This is a genomic window from Thalassospira sp. NFXS8, assembly GCF_040148805.1.
Taxonomy (GTDB): domain Bacteria; phylum Pseudomonadota; class Alphaproteobacteria; order Rhodospirillales; family Thalassospiraceae; genus Thalassospira.
This window is the reverse complement of the sequence record NZ_JAGEMF010000001.1, coordinates 922,422-939,906: the sequence shown is the minus strand read 5'-3', so window position 1 is coordinate 939,906 and position 17,485 is coordinate 922,422. Positions and strand designations below refer to the sequence as shown.

Sequence of the window (17,485 nt, the reverse complement as noted above, 5' to 3'; positions counted from 1 at the left end):
GGCGGGGCAGGCGCAAAGGCAAAACGGCCAATCTTGCGATCAGCCGTTTTGTGCGAATGGTCGACGGGATATTGAAAAAGACTAGTGCGAAAACAGCACCGGAACCGTCATATGTTTAAGCAGGTGTTGGGTGACACCGCCCAGCATCAGTTCGCGCAGGCGCGGGCGGCCATAGGCCCCGCACAGCATCAAATCGATGCTTTCATCAGCGGCGCGCGACAATAACAGGTCACCCACACTGATGCCTTCGGCATTCATGGTTTCCTTGCGCACATTAACGCCGTGGCGTGCCAGGCGGTCGGCAATGTCCACACCGGGAACCGGAATGGAATCACGCGCGGCTTTGTTGGGGTCCGCGCACAGAACCAGCGCCGATTTGGCATTTTCCAGAAACGACATGCCGTCATTTACGGCGCGAACAGCCTCGCGATAGGGTTTCCATGCGACCATGACACGGGTGCCAACGGTTTCGTATTTGCCATAACGTGGCACAACCAGAACCGGCGCGCCAGCGGTCAGAATAACCTTGTCGGGCATTTCCGATGTTGACGACGGATCAGAACTTTCCGGGTCATACTGGCCCAGAACCGTCAGGTCATGATGGCGGGCATACATGGCAACGGTGTCGGCAATTTCGGTTGCCAGGCAATTTACTTCCTGCCAGCTAAACGGCACACCGGCTTTTTCGCAGGCATCGGTAAAGGTAACTTTGGCTTCAGCGGCACCTTCGCGGATGGTGCGGCGCTGGGCTTCCATGATGTCAGCCGAGATCTGGACTTCCATGAAACGTGGAATTTCGGCGCGCGGTAAAACATAAACACCGGTCAGATGGGCTTTGTGTGCCTTTGCAACCGTCAGCGCAACCGACAACCTTTCGGTGCATGGTTTGGTATTGTCGATGTGAACAAGCATATCACGAAACATCTGCCAGAAGCTCCTTCCTGCGCGGCCCGGACAAAGGGTTAAAACAGCCGGGCGATAATGATGAAGGCAGGATAAACCAGCGATTTGACGTTAACTTTGTTCTATCTCAAAACAACGCTTAAAAACCTGCCCGTGTGCAGTCCAAATAACGTAATGCGCGCAAACGTTAAGGGCATTGGTCTGAAAATTCAATGTGTTTGCGACGAAACACTATGTCGGAATTTTCGATTTACCGGCGGACGTTGTCTAGCCGCCGGGTGATATCGGAATTTCCTTTTGCATTGACGGGGCCATTTGCGGCGCGGTGGCCGGGCGGCGTGGTACATTGCCCATTTGTGACGATGTTACCGGAAAACTCCTGCCGGTTTGCGGGACGATGGGATCGGCAAAGTCCTCGCCTGAAATCACGCTCAGGCTTTGGCGTAATTGCCGTGACAGGTTGGGCCAGTTGACTTGTAAAGTGGTGCAGGACGCGGCATCTGCTTCGGTCAGGCAGCGGTTTGCCATGCGGTCCAGAATGCCAAGGGCAATACGGGCCTCTTCAAGTTCGTTTTTCTGTAATGGCGATAGCGCGATGCTTTCGACCGGCGTTGACGGTGCCGGTTGGGCTTTGTCCTTTGTAAACGGGCTGGAGGCAACGGGGGTTGGTTGTGCCGCAGGCGCGGTTGCTTGTCGTTGTGCTGCCGGGGGCTTTTGTTCGTTCCAGCTCCAGGGGGTGACAATACCGGATGGTGTGGCGTTGGCTGCATTTTGTTGCTGCGAATAGGTTGGCGCACAGGCCGCGATGGCCAAAAGCGTTGCCAAACCTGCCAGCGAAGCGAGCCGTTCAAATATGCTTTGATATGTCATGCAAGGCTCCTTTGCCTACCGGTTGCGTCGCCCCGGTTCCGGGGTGTCGCCGTCATGACGTTGTTTCCCTTGGATCATTCCATTGTGCCGCTTGTGCGTCATTCTGTCCAGCGTCGGGCATTTTGTCCGTATCTGCCCGTGGGTCCAGTGCGTCTTGTAACCCGTCACCCAAAAAGTTTACCGCAATAACGGTCATAAAAATCAGCAATCCCGGCCATAGGGCCAACAGCGGGGCATCCCAGATAAATTCCTGCGCATGGGTCAGCATATTTCCCCAACTGGGCACAGGGGGCTGAATACCCAAGCCCAGAAAACTAAGTACGCTTTCCATCAAGATCACATTGCCCACTGCCAGCGTGGTGGCAATGATGATGGGCGTAACAACATTGGGTAAAATATGGCGCATAACAATGCGCACCGGTCCACCGCCAAGCGCCCTTGCCGCCATTACAAATTCGCGTTCGCGCAGGGCCAGTGTTGCCGCACGTACCAGCCGTGCCACGGTGGTCCAGCCGAATAGGGCAATGATCAGGATAATGCGATACAGGCTGAAACTTTCGCCATTGATAATGTCGCGTGGAATGCCAAGTTTGCCAGGGTCAATCGCGGCCAGCACAATTAACAATGGCAGCAACGGCAGGGATATAACCCCATCGGTAAAACGCATTAAAAAGCCGTCGATCCAGCCGCCGCGAAACCCGGCGATCACACCAATGATGGTGCCAAGAGCCGCTGCACACAAAGCCGAACTAACCCCGACCATTAACGATACCTGCCCGCCATATAACAGGCGCAGTAATACATCTCGGCCCAGTTCGTCCGTCCCGAGCGGATGATCAGGGCCGGGTGCGCCATAGCGCGAGAATAAATCAACCGCCTGCGCGTCCGTTCCCAGAAAATGGGCAACCAGCGGTGCGCATAGCGATGCAATGGCAAACAGCATCAGAATCAGCAAGCTGATCCATGCCAGCTTATGGCGCGAAAACCGCCGTGCTGCCAGGCGCCACGGGCTGGCGGATTTGGGATGGGAATGGGGGGTGATGTTGCTTTTTTGCGGCTGGGTCATGACAGCTTCACCCGCGGATCGAGAAGTTTGTAGCCAATGTCGGCCAGCAAATTGCCGATCAAGGTAACCAGCGTTGCCAGCATCAACCCGGCCATTGCCAGATTGTAATCAGACCCGATCACCGCATTGTAAATAAGTCTCCCCATGCCGGGCCATGAAAACAGGGTTTCCGTGATCAATGCGCCCGAAAACAAACTGCCAAATTCCAGCCCCAGCAGGGTCACGACCGGCATCATGCCATTGCGCAAAGCGTGGCGGATGACAACGCCGCGTTCCGACAGGCCCTTGGCACGTGCCGTGCGGATAAAATCCTGGCGCATAACCTCGATCATGGATCCACGGACAAAGCGAATGTGCGAGCCGACACTGGCAATGGTCAGGGTTGCGACGGGCAAAACCATATAGCGTAAGCCCGCCCAGCCACTGGCATTGTCAAGCTGGCCGGTGCCACCCGCAGGCAACCAGTGCAGGGTGACGGCAAAAACCAAAATCGCCACCAGCCCCAGCCAGAAAGGCGGGATCGATACGCCGGCAAAAGCGGCAAGGTTAATGCCGTAATCACGAAAGGATTGCGGTTTTAACGCTGCATAAATGCCGGCAGGAAGGGCAATGGCCAGCGATAGCGCCCAGCTTGCCAGCATCAGTTTCAGGCTGTTGACCAAGGCTGGACCAATCAATGTGGTGACAGGTTGGGTAAACAGGCGGGAATAGCCAAAATCCCCGTTCAGGGCCGCCCACAACCAGTGCAACCAGCGCAGAATTAACGGCTGATCCAACCCGTAGAGGCCTTTAAGACGGGCAACATCGGCGGATGTGATAGACGGATTGGCCGTGATCATCAGATCAATCGGGTCGCCCGGCATCAGCCCGATCAGGACATAAGCCCCAAACGATACCAAAACCATGACCAATGCGGTTTGCCAAAGCCGACTGAAAATAAAACGCCGCATGTCTGTTTATTGATCCGTGCGATACCATTCCTCAGCCCAAAGCGAGCTGGGATACATATGGCCTGTAGGGCGAATGCCCTTTAGCCATTTGGGGAAAATGAAACCGCTTTCACCATGATAAAGGGGCAGGGCAGGTAGGTCGGTTGCATATATTTTTTGCAATTCGTGCCACAGCGGAACGCGTTTATCAAAATCAAGCTCCAGCTCGATCTGGTCAATCAGGGCATCCACTTTGGGGTTGTTATATCCGGTATAGTTTTGGCCTTCGTAATGGTTTTCGGCGGTTGGGATCTGATCGGATTTTAAAATGGTGAGTGGCAAGTGTTCGGGGGCCGATATCCAGCCAAACATCGCCAGGCCATCAAATTTGCGTTGCGGCAGGGTTTCGCCAAACAAAACGCGGGCGGGCTGGTTTAAAATATCCACATCAATACCCGCCTGTTTCCAGCGGTTTTGCAAGACTTGCTGAATTAACTGCCCGGTGCTGCTTTCTGTGGCGCCATACAGGGTGAAATGCAGGGTTTCGCCTGCGGCATTTTTGCGCATGGCCTTGCCTGTGCGCGTCCATCCAGCGTCATTTAACAGGGCATCGGCTTTTTCGGGATCAAATTGGTAATGGGGGACATCGTCGGTAAAAACCGGGTCGTCAGGATGAATGAAATCCAGCGTTGGCGCATTTTTACCGGCAAACAGTTTTTGGCTGATTTCATTGCGGTCAATGGCATATAGCAATGCCTGACGTACCCGGCGGTCTCCCAGCGGGGCAAAGGCACTGTTCACGTCAAGATGATAAAACGACAGGCCCTTTTTATAAATAATATCGTATTGATCGCCGAACCGTTTTTCAAAACCGATCACTTTATCCAGCGACAGGCCGATTTCGCCGGGAGTATAATCAATCTCGCCTGCGCGCAAGGATGCCTCAAGGGCGGCTGTGTTTTCAAAATTGCGCAGTTGAATGGCGGCGATTTGCGGTTTTTTCCCCCACCAGTAAGGGTTTTCTTCCAGCATCACGGCACTGGCGGTAATGACCTTTGTCACCAGATAGGGGCCAAACCACAGGCCGGGGGTCGCGGGTGCCGTGACATACAGGCTGCGTTTTTGATAGGTTGCCGGGTCCTCGTCAAAAATCGGTTTTTCCAGATGGGCAGGTAAAATTTCAACACCCATAAAGGCGTTATAGCTGTAATCGATCCGGTCGAGCGTGACAGTGAAATGGTGGTCATCAACGATTTTGAAATCGACAATCCGGTCGAAAACTTCCTTGTCGGCAACGGCGACATCCTTGTTTTGGCCAACGGCAATGCTAAAGGCAACGTCTTTGGTTGTTAGCGGTTCGCCGTCACCCCATTTGGCATTTTCAGGCAATGACAGGCTAAGCTGTACGCCTTCCTTGCCATCTGCCAATGGGACTTTTTTGGCCAGGCCATTGTCAAAGGATGGCACTGTATCGCAAAGCATACAGGCGATTTTCCAGGCGTGATTATAAACCATGATCGGACGGCGGACGAAGCCCAGGATATAGGATTGCACCGCAGAGGATGAAAAGGCGGGATGCAAGGTTTCGGGGTAGCCGCTAATACCGATTTTAAGGGTTTCGTTGGCCTGGGCAATGCCGGCTGATGTCAGGGTGACCCAGCCTAACAGCAAAATCCCGATCAGTTTACGCATTCATGCCTCCGTCGCGCGGGCGGACCCGTCAAATTGTCATTGTCTTTCAATGTGATTGAATTTTTGCTTTGGTGCAACGCCGTGTTGTTGCCATGCAAAAAGCCGCCCGGTTGGGGCGGCTTTCAACATCGGTTGATTTGGCGGCGAAAAGCAGGAATTAATCGTGTTTGCCGCCATGCGATTTTGACCAGCCAATCGGGTCGGCCAGAAAATCACGTACACCGGCGATCGCTTCCTTGCTGAAATATTCGCCTTCCTGGGCGACAGCCAGCACGTCGTGCCAGGTGCATAGATAGTGCAGTTCGATATCGTCTTTTTTCAGTTCTTCAAGGGCATTGGGGAACACGCCATAAAAGAAGACAACAAACGCATGTTTGCATTCGGCACCGGCGTCACGAAGGGCATTAACAAAGTTAACCTTTGATGCGCCATCGGTTGCCAGGTCTTCGACCAGCAAAACACGCTGGTTTTCATGAATATCGCCTTCGATGCGGGCCTGGCGACCAAAACCTTTGGGTTTCTTGCGCACATATTGCATCGGCAGGTCCAGGGCCTCGGCCAGCCAGGCTGAATAGGGAATGCCAGCTGTTTCACCACCGGCAACAGCGTCAAACCGTTCGTAACCGGCATTGTCCGAAATCTGGCGGGCGGCAAGATCAATGACTTTGCGGCGTGCACGTGGAAACGAAATCAGCTTGCGACAATCAATATAGGTGGGGCTGGCCCAGCCGGATGTCAGGATATAGGGTTCTTCCGGGCGAAAATTGACCGCACCGATATCAAGCAGGATACGGGCGACAGTTTTGGCAGCATATGAACAATGCGAAGCAGTTTTGGACGGGTCTGACATGGCTGTATTTCCTCTGGGCTCGGATAACGCGCCCGTCTTAGCCTTTTATCGGCCAAAGCGCAAAGAAAAGCCGCTGACCAAATGGTCAGGAATAACAATTTATTGATGTCTGGCAGCAAAGTTATACCGACAGAATGGAAATATCAGATCTAAAACAAAATGATGTTTTGAGGCAGGATATCATCAGCATAGGCAGATTGTAATTTCGGGTGGCTGGAATTGAGGATGCACATCTGTGAATTGTAATTTATTGTAATGGCGAACCTGTGGCGGATTGGCAATTGGCGCAAATCGCGTTATCGGTAACCACACGGAATTATTTGCTTTAAGGGGGCAGTGCCATGATGACAGACGCCGGGCTGATTGCAAATATCGATGCGGGCATTGCCACCGTGACCATTCATCAGGCTGAACGCAAAAATGCGCTAACCAAACCGATGTGGGCCGAACTTTCGCGGATGATTGCCGATTTGGGCGCGCGCGATGATTTGCGCTGTGTGGTTATTCGCGGTGGTGCCGGTGCCGGGTTTGGTGCCGGGGCTGATATTCATGAATTTGTGCGCGAGAGGCGTGGCTTTAACAAGGCCCGTGATTATGGCCTGCTTCATGCCGAGGCATTGCAAAATATTCAGTCCTGTATGCATCCGGTTATTGCCGCGATAGACGGGGTTTGCGTCGGCGCATCAATGGTTTTGGCGGCGGCGTGCGATTTTCGCATTGCTGCCGATGATGCCCGTTTCATGATGCCCCCTATGAAACTGGGGGCAACACTGGGTTATCCGGAACTGCAAATTCTGCTTGATGTGCTGGGACGCGCGACCTTGATGGAAGTGCTGTTTGAAGGGCAAATGTTTGATGCCAGCCGTGCCCTGCATATTGGCCTGGTTAGTCAGGTCGTGCCATTGGCTGATTTTGACAGCGAAATTGCCAATGTCAGTAACCGGATCGCCCGGGGCGCACCGATCAGCCAGCGGATGCATAAAAAAATGATCAACCGGCTGACTGAAGGGGGCAGTATTTCGGCCCGTGAATTTGACGAGGCCTATCTGGCATTTGACAGCGACGATTTCGAGGAAGGCTATTCGGCGTTTCTTGAAAAACGCAAACCGGTTTTTCAGGGCCGATAGCCGCTATTGTTTGTGATTAGAACGGCATATTCGGGGTTAGCGGAATGTCGGTAATACCATAATCAATGCCCATTTTATGTAGTTCGCTGGTGATTTGCGACCTGTGATGGGTTTGATGGTTAAAGATTTGCAGAAATAGCACCTGTAACGGCACATCGCGCACTTTCCCCGTTACATCGGCCAGGGTGCGAATGTTATCCTGCCATGCTGTGTTTCCCGAACTGGTAAGGGTTTGCAGGGTGGCATCGGTTTCAACGCGCAGGCGACGCAGTTCTGCAAAATCATCGGCAATGGTGATCGTCGGGGTAAATGCGCCGGGGTTGCCACCCTTTAGCAGGGTTAAAATACGTTGATCGATATACAGAATATGGTTCAGCGTTGCATGGATCGACCCAAAGAACATACCCCGATCCTGCCTTCGGGCGTCGTCGCCAATCTGGTCGCACAAGTCAAATAAAACGCGGTTTTGCCAGCTGTTATAGCGGGCCAGTTCCTGCCCGCAGGCGTTAAAATCCATAAGTGGCATGTTGGTTTTTCCAGTTGTTCTTGAAATTCAGAAGGGCAGGTTGGGTGTGAACGGCATGCCGGTTACACCATAATCAAGGCCCATTTTGTAAAGCTCGGCCGTGATTTGTGAACGATGATGGGTTTGGTGGTTAAACATTTGCAGAAAAAATATCTGCAAAGGGACATCGTTTGTTTTGCCATCAATATCGTGCAAGATGCGGGTTTTATCCTGCCAGGCGGGGTTTTGCCTGCTGGCGAAATCGTCAATTGCATTATCGGTTTTAACGCGCAGGCGCCGTAGCTCTGTAAAATCATCGGCAATGATAATTGCCGGTGTAAATGCGCCCACGGTGCCGCCGTTTAGCAGGGATAAAGTACGCTGATCGATATAGAGAATATGGTTCAGGGTTGCATGGATCGACCCAAAGAACATGCCCCGGCTTTGTTTGCGGGCGTCATCGCCAATCTGATCGCATAACGCAAACAAAACGCGGTTTTGCCAGGTGTTATAGCGGGCCAACACCAGTCCGCAGTCGTTAAAATCCATCAGGGACATTGGCTTTATTCCGCAGTTTATGACGGGGAAGGGCCGGGTAGATGGCAACAGGGCCGTGATGGCGGCCCTGTTGGGTTAAATGGCGATGGCAGTGTTTTCGGTGGCCTGTTTGGGTTTGGCAACCAGATGGGTCATGATATTGGCAAAAATGCCAAAACCCAACATGCAGGTGGTGACCGGCCATAATCCATCTTCAAAGGCATGCAACCAGCCTAAAAATACCCCGGCCAGTGCCCCGCATGAAAACTGCATGGTTCCCATCAGGGCGGTTGCCGTGCCGCCAATATGGGGGAAATATTGCATGAAGGATGCCGTGGCGTTGGGGGCCGTCAGGCCGATGGCCCCAACCGCAACCATGATAAGAGGCACGACCACATAAAGCGACGGGGTGAAAAAATTGCAGGTTACGAACAGGGCGACGGTCGCAGCCAGTTGCACACTAACGCCGATGGCCAGAATTTGGTGGCATTCCATGCGTTTAAGCAACGGGTTGTTGATGCGGTTGCAAAAGATGATGGTCAGCACATTTGCCCCGAACAAATAGGGGAAATGGGCCGGTTCAACGCCGAAATAATCGATATACATAAACGGAGAGTCGGTGAGAAAGCTGAACATCACTGCGCTTGCACCAGTGTGGGCCAACATAAAGCCAACGGCATTCCGTGTGCGCAAAACTTCCAGATAGGTCCACCACACCCGCCGGGCCGGACCGGCATAACGGGGGCGCAATTTGGTGGTTTCGGGCAGTTTCATCCACACAATCACCAGCATCAGGCTGCCATAAAGTACCAGCAGGACAAAAATTGACCGCCATGAGGAAAAACTGAGCAGACCGGCACCGACCGTCGGGGCCACCAGCGGGGCGATCATCATGATGACGGCGATCAGGGCAAACATGCGCGCGGCTTCCTTGCCGTCAAACAGGTCGCGCACCGACGCCCCGACAATAACAAGGGCAAAACCGCCACCAATGGCCTGAACAAACCGCATGATGTTAAGGGCAAGCGGGCTTTGCACTGTTAAAATAATCGCACTCGCGAACACATAAATTGCAAGGCCGGTAAGGGCGACAGGGCGCCGACCGACCCGATCCGACATGGGGCCGCCCACCAACTGCCCCAGGGCAAAGCCGATCAGAAAACAGCTGATGGACACTTCGACATCATGAATGGGCGCACCAAAATCGTTTGCCATGGCCGGAATGGCGGGCAAATAGGTGTCGATGGCAAAGGGCGCAATGGCGGTAAGTGCTGCCAGCAAAATGGCAAGCCGTTTGGTATTTAGCGGCACGGCAAGGCTGTTCATGGGGCGGTCCGATCCCGGTTTTTCATGACGGTTAATAAAATTAAGGGTCGTGGTTCGGGCGGACGGTTTTTCGGGCGGTGGTGGCCTTGTCCCCGAATGATAAACGTCTTCCTGATTGTGGGAAGGAAACGTTTTGCCTGCCTGATTTTGTTTGAAACGATTCAATGGTGTCTATTATCCATAAAAATCTGTTTCGTTCAAATAGGCAGAAGCTTTAAGGCCGGAATGGCAGCCATGCAATTTTACAAATGAAAAAGGGGTATTCCGCAGCCGGAATACCCCTTTGAAGGTCAGATCATGTGGTGATGCTAGTAGTTCATCACTTTTTCCGGGCCCATCAACAGGGTTGGCAACCATGTTGAAATCGCCGGGATATAGGTAATGATGATCAGGAAGACCAGCAGGATCATCAGCCACGGGAAAGCTGCGCGTACGACCTTAAGCAATGGCATTCCCGTTATGCCCGATGTGACAAACAGATTGAGCCCCACCGGTGGTGTAATCATGCCGATTTCCATATTGACCACCATGATGATGCCCAGATGGATCGGGTCAATGCCCAGCTTCATCGCAATCGGAAACAGGATCGGCGCCATAATCATCAGGATGGCAGACGGTTCCATGAAGTTACCGGCAATCAGCAGGATGATATTGACAACAATCAGGAAACCCCAGGCCGGAAGGCCCCAGCCAATGATGGTTTCGGCAATGGTATGCGGGATGCGTTCGGTTGTCAGCACATGGGCAAACAGCATGGCATTGGCAATGATGAACATCAGCATGATGGTCACTTTGCCAGCCTCAAGCAGAACGTGGCGAATGTCCTTGTCAAACGGTAACAGAACAATTGCCTTGCCCATCAGGCCGATATTGCGCGTGGCAATCGCGCCAAAGCCGGTATTGCCCCCCTCGGGGATCCAGGGCTGATCCTTGATCGGGCCCATGTCGCGGTAAAACAGCACAGCAACCAGCATGGCGTAAAACGAGGCCACGGCGGCGGCTTCGGTCGGGGTGAAGGCCCCGCCATAAATGCCCCCCATGATCAGGACCACAAGAAGCAGGCCACCCGATGCCGAGAGCAGGCTGCCGCCCCATTCGCCAAGCGACGGACGATCCTGTTTGGGCAGCTTTTTGATTTTGGCGACCACATAAATCGCCAGCATCAGCATGATGCCCACCATCAGACCGGGAATAACCCCGCCCAGGAACATGCGGCCAACCGACACCTGGGTTGCAGCGGCATAAACCACCATCACGATGGACGGCGGAATAAGAATGCCCAGTGTCCCGGCGTTACAAATCACCCCGGCGGCAAAACTTTGCGGATAGCCCGATTTGACCATGCCGGCAATCACGATGGAGCCAATCGCCACCACGGTTGCCGGGGATGAGCCCGACACAGCCGCAAACAACATGCAGGCCAGAACCGATGCCATGGCAAGGCCGCCAGGGAACCAGCCCACACTGTTAACCGCAAAATTGATCAGACGGCGGGCGACACCGCCGGTCGATAGAAAGGTTGAGGCAAGAATGAAATAGGGGATGGCAAGAAGGGTGTAATGCTCCATCCCGCTAAACAGTTTTTCTGCCAGTGTTGCGAGGCTGTCACTGCCAAACAGCAGAATGGTTGCCAGCGACGACACCCCCAGCGACAGGGCAATTGGCGCGCCGAATGCCATGAGCACGAACAGCAGAACAAACAGGAATGCAATGGTCATGAATAAGCGATCCCTCTTTGATGCCTATGATGCGGAACGGTGTGAACCGTTCTTTGCATCGTCATTTACATCAGCCTGACCGCCCAGCTGGTCGATGGCTTCGCGGGCTTCGTCAGCCAGGGTGAAGCCGGTTTGTCGGCCGGTAATGATGCGCCAGCCGACCTGTGCCAGACGAAAGGCCAGCAAGGCCCCGCCAATCGGCATGATCAGATAGACGACCCACAGCATCAGGGGTGAATCCTCGGCTTCCATTTCCAGCATGTGGTTGAAGGTTACCAGTTCCCAGCCACCTTTGGTGATCCAGAAACAGTAAAGCAACCCGGCCGCAACAATGATCAGGCCGATAATGCGCTGAAGCGTTGCCGGAAACAGTTTCACCAGCGCATCGACACCAATATGGCTGCCAATCTTAACCCCGTAGGACATGCCAAACAGGATCAGCCAGGCAAACAGGAACTGTGTCATTTCCAGAGCCCAGGTGATGCCGGAATTAAACACGTACCGGGCAATGACATTGGCGAAAGTAAGAGAAGTCATGGCGGCAAGCAGGAGGGCGATGAAGCCCTCCTCCAGCCGGGTAACGACCGTCGAGATCATCGTAAACGGTCCCTTATCCAGAGAGATTTACAGGGAATTATTTGTTGCAGGCTGCGGCGGCGTCGATCAGGTCCTGACCGATTTCACCCGCAAACTGGGTCCAGACCGGTTTCATCGCCGTCTGCCAGTCCTTGAACTGTGCATCGGACAGTTCGACCAGTTCGGTTTCACCCGAATCAAGGACTTCCTTGCGTTGCTGTGCAGTCAGATCAGCCGACAGATCGTTGCCGTATTTGGTGGCTTCCTGCATTGCCTGGGTCAGACCATCACGAATTTCCGGATCCAGACCTTCCCACCATTTGGTCGAGGTAACGACCATATAATCAAGCAAGCCGTGGTTGGATTCGGTGATGTAATCCTGAACTTCGTAGAACTTCTGCGAATAGATGTTCGACCAGGTGTTTTCCTGACCATCGACAACACCGGTCTGCAGGGCCGAATAGGTTTCAGCGAAAGCCATTTTCTGCGGAACAGCGCCAACAGCTTCAAACTGTGCAGCAAGAACGTCCGAGCTTTGGATCCGGAATTTCAGGCCTTTGGCATCGGCCGGTTCGCGCAGCGGCTTGTTGGCTGAAAGCTGCTTGAGGCCATTATGCCAGTAACCAACACCGGTCAGACCTTTGCTGGCCATGGAATCAAACAGGCCCTTGCCCTTGTCGCTGTCCTGGAAGCAGGAAACGGCATCCATATCCTTGAACAGGAACGGAAGGTCGTAAATGCCAAGCTTTTTGGTCCATTTGCCAAATTTTGCAAGTGACGGTGCGCCAAACTGAACGTCGCCGCGCAGAATTGCCGGCAGAACCTTGTCGTCATCGAAAAGCTGGGAGTTCGGATAGATTTCAACTTTGACTTTGTCGCCAAGAATTTCTTCTGCACGCTTTTTGAAGTAATCTGCAGCCTTGCCCTTCGGGGTGTTCGGAGCAACAACGTGCGCAAATTTGATAACTTCCTGAGCCGAAGCATTGTAAGACATGCCAAGGCCAGCCAGCATTGCCGCGCTTGCGATCAGAATCTTTTTAGTAACCGGACGCATATATGTTCTCCCTAAAAGCTTAATGCGTTTTCCCAATAGTGCGCCATTGAATCGGCGTCATTCTATCCCGCCGTAACAGGCGCTGCCCTGAATAAGCAACTTCCGGGCCAGTTTGCTGTTTGCGTTATAACCACAAAGCATATCAGCTATTTGGCTTGCTTTTGGCTTATGGTGCATTGCAGCGTAAGCTGTTATTTTTGTTATGATTTCCGCACAGTGCAAAACTAATATGTGTGGTTTTTCGCACATTAATTTCGCGCTTTGGCGACATCCTTTTAACAGCATGTGGGAAATTTCTGCGAAATACCAACGAAAAAAGGTTTAAATTATTCGCGTAAAGGTTTTGTCCATGGCCCCGGATACGGAGCATTTACCTTGCCATGGTGGAGAGCTGGCAGGGGGAATGAACTGGTTTGAAAATGTGAAGAACGGCCCGGATCGATAGTGTAGGTTGATGCGGAACAGGGATGCCCGGGATATCAGGGATACCAGGGCGTACCGTATCGTCAGTATACGAAAAGGTGGTGGTGTTAGTCGTTTTCGGGGCGGTTACGAAAATCGGCGGGTGAAATTTCGTATTTTGCCAGTTTGTCATAGAATGTTTTGCGTGGGACCCCCAGGGTGGAAACCGTGGCTGTTACATTGCCGCCATGTTTACGCAGGGCTTCGCAAATCAGGTTTTTTTCAAAGGCTTCGACCTGACGGGGCAGGGGAAGGGTTAAGTCGGCATCGTTACCGGCCTCATGTGTCAGGGTGTCGAGGCCCAGCACACGGCGTTCGGCAGCATTGCGCAATTCGCGCACATTTCCCGGCCAGTCATAACTGGAAAAACGCGCCAGTTCCTGCGGGTCCAGCGGGTCGAAGCTGCGACCAAACCGGTCTTCGGCCTGTTTGAGGAAATGGGCAAATAACAGGGGAATATCGTCCTTGCGATCACGGAGCGGCGGGATGTGCAGCTGAACAACATTAAGGCGGTAATAAAGGTCTTCGCGAAATTCGCCGCGCGATGCCGCGTCACGCAGGTCAACCTTGGTGGCGGCGACCACGCGCAGGTCAATGGGTTGGGTGGTATTGGAGCCCAGACGTTCCAGCGCACGTTCCTGTAAAACCCGCAACAGCTTTACCTGTAACGATAATGGCATGCTTTCGATTTCATCAAGGAAGACCGTGCCCTTATTGGCAAATTCAAATTTACCTATGCGTTTGCGGTCTGCGCCGGTAAACGCCCCGGCTTCGTGGCCGAAAAGTTCGGATTCAATCAGGTTTTCGGGCACAGCACCGCAATTGATGGCAACAAACGGCCCATTGCGGCCCGACATATCGTGCAGGGTGCGTGCAACAACTTCCTTGCCGGCACCGGTTTCACCGTTGATCAGGACATGGGCATTGGTGGTGGCGATATTGCCAATTAACCCGCGTAGTTTTTCCATTGCCGGGGTTCGGCCAATCAGGCCGTTGCTGGCGGGCAGGTGGCGGGCCAGTTCGGCTTTCAGGGCACGGTTTTCGCTGATCAGGCGGCGGTGTGCGCAGGCCCGGCGTACGATGTCGATAAAATAGTCTGGTGCGAACGGCTTTTCGATAAAATCAAAGGCCCCGCTGCGCATGGCTTTGACGGCCGTTGCCACATCGCCGTGCCCGGTTACCAGAATAACCGGCAGGTCAGGGTCAATTGTGATGGTTTGTTCCAGCAATTCCATGCCGGTCATTTTGGGCATGCGAATGTCGGTCACCAAAATGCCGGGCCAGCCTTTGGCGATACGGTCGCGGGCCAGTTCGGGGCGCTCAAAACATTCGACCGGGATATCGGCCAGTTCCAGCGTTTGTTGTGCGGCTTCCCGCACATCGGCATCATCGTCAACAAACAGTACGTGTTCGCAGGGGTGGGTCACCGCTTATCCTTTGGTCGCAGTACGGATCGAAACACGCCGGGTCCTGCCTTGCCTGCGCCCGTTGCCGGATCGCGGGCGAAGGAAGTGGCGGTTTCGTCGTCTAAAAGTGCAAATTCATGGACGGGTGTTTTAACACCGGCTTTCGCCGCCGTCGAGCCTGCCGCGATATTGCGTCGTTCGATGCCGGTGCCGGTTGTATCAACCGGGCGCAATTCAACAATAAAACATGCGCCGCCGTCAGGGGCGGGAAGGTTTTCGGCGCGTATGGTGCCCCCGAAACTGCGCAAGATGCCATAACAGATTGACAAGCCAAGCCCCAGCCCGTCGCCAAATTGTTTGGTGGTGAAAAACGGGTCGAACAGTTGTGGCATGGTCTGGTCCGATATGCCCGGTCCATTGTCCGATACGCTGACAAAAACACGATCAGACCCGCGGGTGATATCAATCATAATCCGTGCGTCATCCTGATCGCGGCTGGCATCGGCGGCATTGGTAAGCAGATTGATAAAAACCTGTTCAAGCTGGGTTTCTTCGGCGGTTACAAACATGCCCTGTTTCGGGCGTGGAAACGCGATAACAGCATTTGATACGCGGCCTGTTTCACGTACCAGATCAATGGCCTTTTGAATGGCATGGGCAACATCAACCGGGCCGCTGTCATATTCGGGGCGCCGGGCAAATGTTTTTAAATGGTTGGTGATGCGCCCCATGCGTTCGGTCAGTTCGGAAATGCGGGTTAAATTGCGTTCAACGGGTTCGGTTTGCCCGCGGGCAAAAAACTGGCGGGCATTGTCGGCATAGCTGCGAATGGCGGTTAGCGGCTGGTTTATTTCATGGGCGATCCCGGCTGACATTTGGCCAAGGGCGGCTAATTTTCCGGCCTGCACCAGTTCGGCCTGGGCGGTGCGCAGGGCATCTTCGGTGCGTTGGCGTTCGGTAATTTCTTCGGCCAGGCGCACATTGGTGTTCATCAAATCGGCGGTACGCAATTTTACCTGATGTTCCAGTTCGCGTTGCGACCAGTCGCGAATTTCAAGCTGTTCAAGCATGGCGCGCCGACGCTGCAACAACATAAAAATGGTGCCCATGATAATGATGTGGATGGCCCCGGCAATAAAGGCAGCAGCCAGAATGGATTGGTCCAGAACGGCCTTGTCAGTTAGCAAAAATATGCGCCAGCCTTGCCGGGGCAGGGTGCTGCCGATGGTTAAATACCGGGTGGTTGCGGGCGTTCGTGAAGATGCAGACTGGCTGTCATCCAGACGCGGAGCAGGAAAGCCTGCAACCGATTTTCCGAACGGAGCAGAGGTGCGGTTTAGCCCGTCGTCGGTGTTGGTGATGGCATTGTTTCCTGCCGGGTCGGGGGTAATGTTTGTGGTGTTTACATCGTTGGGCCGGTCATCGCTGATGGTGGTGTCGTGTTCTATCGGGGTTTCGGTGGGAATGGACGCCAGTTCCAGCGTGGACATCACGCCATCACGCGGCCAGTTGCCCTTGGTCACGGGCATGGCGGTTAACGGGTATTCGCCATATTTGCGTGATTTTAAAACATTTCGGCGCTGCCCTTCGGACAGGCCGCGCAAATCGCGAAAGCGCCATTCCGGGTGCGAGGAGATAATGACAATGCCGTTTTCGTCTTCGACCAGAACGCTTTCGCCGCCGCGCGCCCAGCGATTAACCAGCGTTTCAAGGTGGGTTTTAACCACCATCACCCCGGCAATGTCGCGGCCATTGGTTAAAACCGGATGGGAAATATAATATCCTGGCACGTTCGATGTGATGCCAAAGGCAAAATAATGCCCGGTATTTCCACCCATTGCCTGTTTGAAATACGGGCGAAACCCAAAATTACGGCCGACGAAGGATGCGTTGCTGTTCCAGTTGCTTGCAGCAATGGTTTCGCCGGTATTGTCCATAAAATAAATGTCGGATGCGCCGCTGTCAGCCGCCAGTTTTTCCAGATAGCGGTTAACTTCGTTGGTATCTTCGGCCGTGGGGTGATGCATGCCCGCCAGCGTTAAAATGCGCCGGTCCGATGCCAGCGTGATTGGCAGATATTCGTGTTCCTTGATCGCCCCTTGCAGGTTGGAACGATAAAGTTCCAGTTTGTTTCGCCCTTCTTCTTCCAGCGTCACAATGCGGGTTTCGCGCCAGCCCTGCATGCTGATAAAAATCGTGACGGGCAACAAAAGCAACATGCCCACCAGCACAAGGCGCGCACTGCGGCGAACGGATTGCGATGTTTTTAACATTGGGTGGACATTTCCCGGATTTATCGGCACAGCAAAAGCACTGGATGATTTTTTGTAATATGCCCTGTTTCTGCCTGTCTTGCGATATTTTCATTCCCAATGCGGCAATGCCCCATAAAAGGTCGTGCCGGGCGATGATGTTGCGGGGCTGGTAATTGTTTTTGTCTGTTTTATAACAGAGAGGAACGCCA

Annotated in this window: 15 protein-coding genes; 1 reads left to right on the top strand and 14 read right to left on the bottom strand. The window is 53.6% G+C overall.

The genetic code is table 11. From position 1 onward, the window contains the following. Positions 1–81: 81 nt before the first annotated feature. The 6 genes from J4E05_RS04235 to J4E05_RS04210 all read right to left on the bottom strand — a co-directional run bounded on the left by J4E05_RS04235 (position 82) and on the right by J4E05_RS04210 (position 6,310). Positions 82–924 carry a universal stress protein gene (locus J4E05_RS04235; RefSeq protein WP_085590685.1) on the bottom strand — a complete coding sequence of 281 codons (843 nt, stop codon included), beginning with the start codon at positions 922–924 and terminating at the stop codon, positions 82–84. Positions 925–1,170: 246 nt separating this feature from the next. Beyond that, entirely contained in the window at positions 1,171–1,773 is a 603-nt protein-coding gene (locus tag J4E05_RS04230) for a hypothetical protein (RefSeq protein WP_349592657.1), read from the bottom strand. A 52-nt stretch (positions 1,774–1,825) separates the two neighbouring features. Continuing rightward, positions 1,826–2,839, bottom strand: a complete 1,014-nt coding sequence (locus tag J4E05_RS04225) for an ABC transporter permease (RefSeq protein ID WP_349592655.1) — start codon at positions 2,837–2,839, stop codon at positions 1,826–1,828. Continuing rightward, complete coding sequence (locus J4E05_RS04220; RefSeq protein WP_349592652.1) at positions 2,836–3,789, bottom strand: ABC transporter permease; 954 nt, start codon at positions 3,787–3,789, stop codon at positions 2,836–2,838. The genes J4E05_RS04225 and J4E05_RS04220 overlap by 4 nt, the downstream gene beginning before the upstream one ends. Before the next feature lie 6 nt (positions 3,790–3,795). After that, positions 3,796–5,460, bottom strand: a complete 1,665-nt coding sequence (locus J4E05_RS04215; protein ID WP_349592649.1) for a peptide ABC transporter substrate-binding protein — start codon at positions 5,458–5,460, stop codon at positions 3,796–3,798. A 157-nt stretch (positions 5,461–5,617) separates the two neighbouring features. Next, positions 5,618–6,310: an orotate phosphoribosyltransferase gene (locus J4E05_RS04210; protein ID WP_085590675.1), complete on the bottom strand. Its 693-nt coding sequence runs from the start codon at positions 6,308–6,310 to the stop codon at positions 5,618–5,620. Between the two features lie 341 nt (positions 6,311–6,651). Here J4E05_RS04210 and J4E05_RS04205 point away from each other — a divergent pair, with 341 nt between their 5' ends. Continuing rightward, positions 6,652–7,437 carry an enoyl-CoA hydratase/isomerase family protein gene (locus J4E05_RS04205; protein WP_349592645.1) on the top strand — a complete coding sequence of 262 codons (786 nt, stop codon included), beginning with the start codon at positions 6,652–6,654 and terminating at the stop codon, positions 7,435–7,437. Positions 7,438–7,453: 16 nt separating this feature from the next. Here the strand turns inward: J4E05_RS04205 and J4E05_RS04200 are convergent, their stop codons facing one another. From J4E05_RS04200 to J4E05_RS04165, 8 genes are all read right to left on the bottom strand, one after another. Beyond that, positions 7,454–7,963: a DinB family protein gene (locus tag J4E05_RS04200; protein ID WP_349592642.1), complete on the bottom strand. Its 510-nt coding sequence runs from the start codon at positions 7,961–7,963 to the stop codon at positions 7,454–7,456. A 27-nt stretch (positions 7,964–7,990) separates the two neighbouring features. Beyond that, positions 7,991–8,500 carry a DinB family protein gene (locus J4E05_RS04195; RefSeq protein WP_349592639.1) on the bottom strand — a complete coding sequence of 170 codons (510 nt, stop codon included), beginning with the start codon at positions 8,498–8,500 and terminating at the stop codon, positions 7,991–7,993. Between the two features lie 75 nt (positions 8,501–8,575). Next, positions 8,576–9,805, bottom strand: a complete 1,230-nt coding sequence (locus J4E05_RS04190) for a multidrug effflux MFS transporter (RefSeq protein WP_349592636.1) — start codon at positions 9,803–9,805, stop codon at positions 8,576–8,578. 308 nt (positions 9,806–10,113) lie between these two features. Then, positions 10,114–11,523, bottom strand: coding sequence for a TRAP transporter large permease (locus J4E05_RS04185; RefSeq protein ID WP_085590665.1), 1,410 nt, complete (start codon positions 11,521–11,523; stop codon positions 10,114–10,116). Positions 11,524–11,547: 24 nt separating this feature from the next. Continuing rightward, complete coding sequence (locus J4E05_RS04180; RefSeq protein ID WP_085590663.1) at positions 11,548–12,120, bottom strand: TRAP transporter small permease; 573 nt, start codon at positions 12,118–12,120, stop codon at positions 11,548–11,550. A 37-nt stretch (positions 12,121–12,157) separates the two neighbouring features. Beyond that, on the bottom strand, positions 12,158–13,153 hold the full coding sequence (locus J4E05_RS04175) for a TRAP transporter substrate-binding protein (RefSeq protein ID WP_085590661.1): 996 nt from the start codon (positions 13,151–13,153) through the stop codon (positions 12,158–12,160). A gap of 530 nt (positions 13,154–13,683) precedes the next feature. Beyond that, positions 13,684–15,042, bottom strand: coding sequence for a sigma-54-dependent transcriptional regulator (locus J4E05_RS04170; RefSeq protein WP_349592632.1), 1,359 nt, complete (start codon positions 15,040–15,042; stop codon positions 13,684–13,686). Then, the gene (locus J4E05_RS04165) at positions 15,039–17,294 is read right to left on the bottom strand and encodes a sensor histidine kinase (RefSeq protein ID WP_349592629.1); all 2,256 of its coding nucleotides are present in this window, start codon (positions 17,292–17,294) and stop codon (positions 15,039–15,041) included. Before J4E05_RS04165 ends, J4E05_RS04170 begins: the two co-directional genes overlap by 4 nt. Positions 17,295–17,485: the final 191 nt, after the last annotated feature.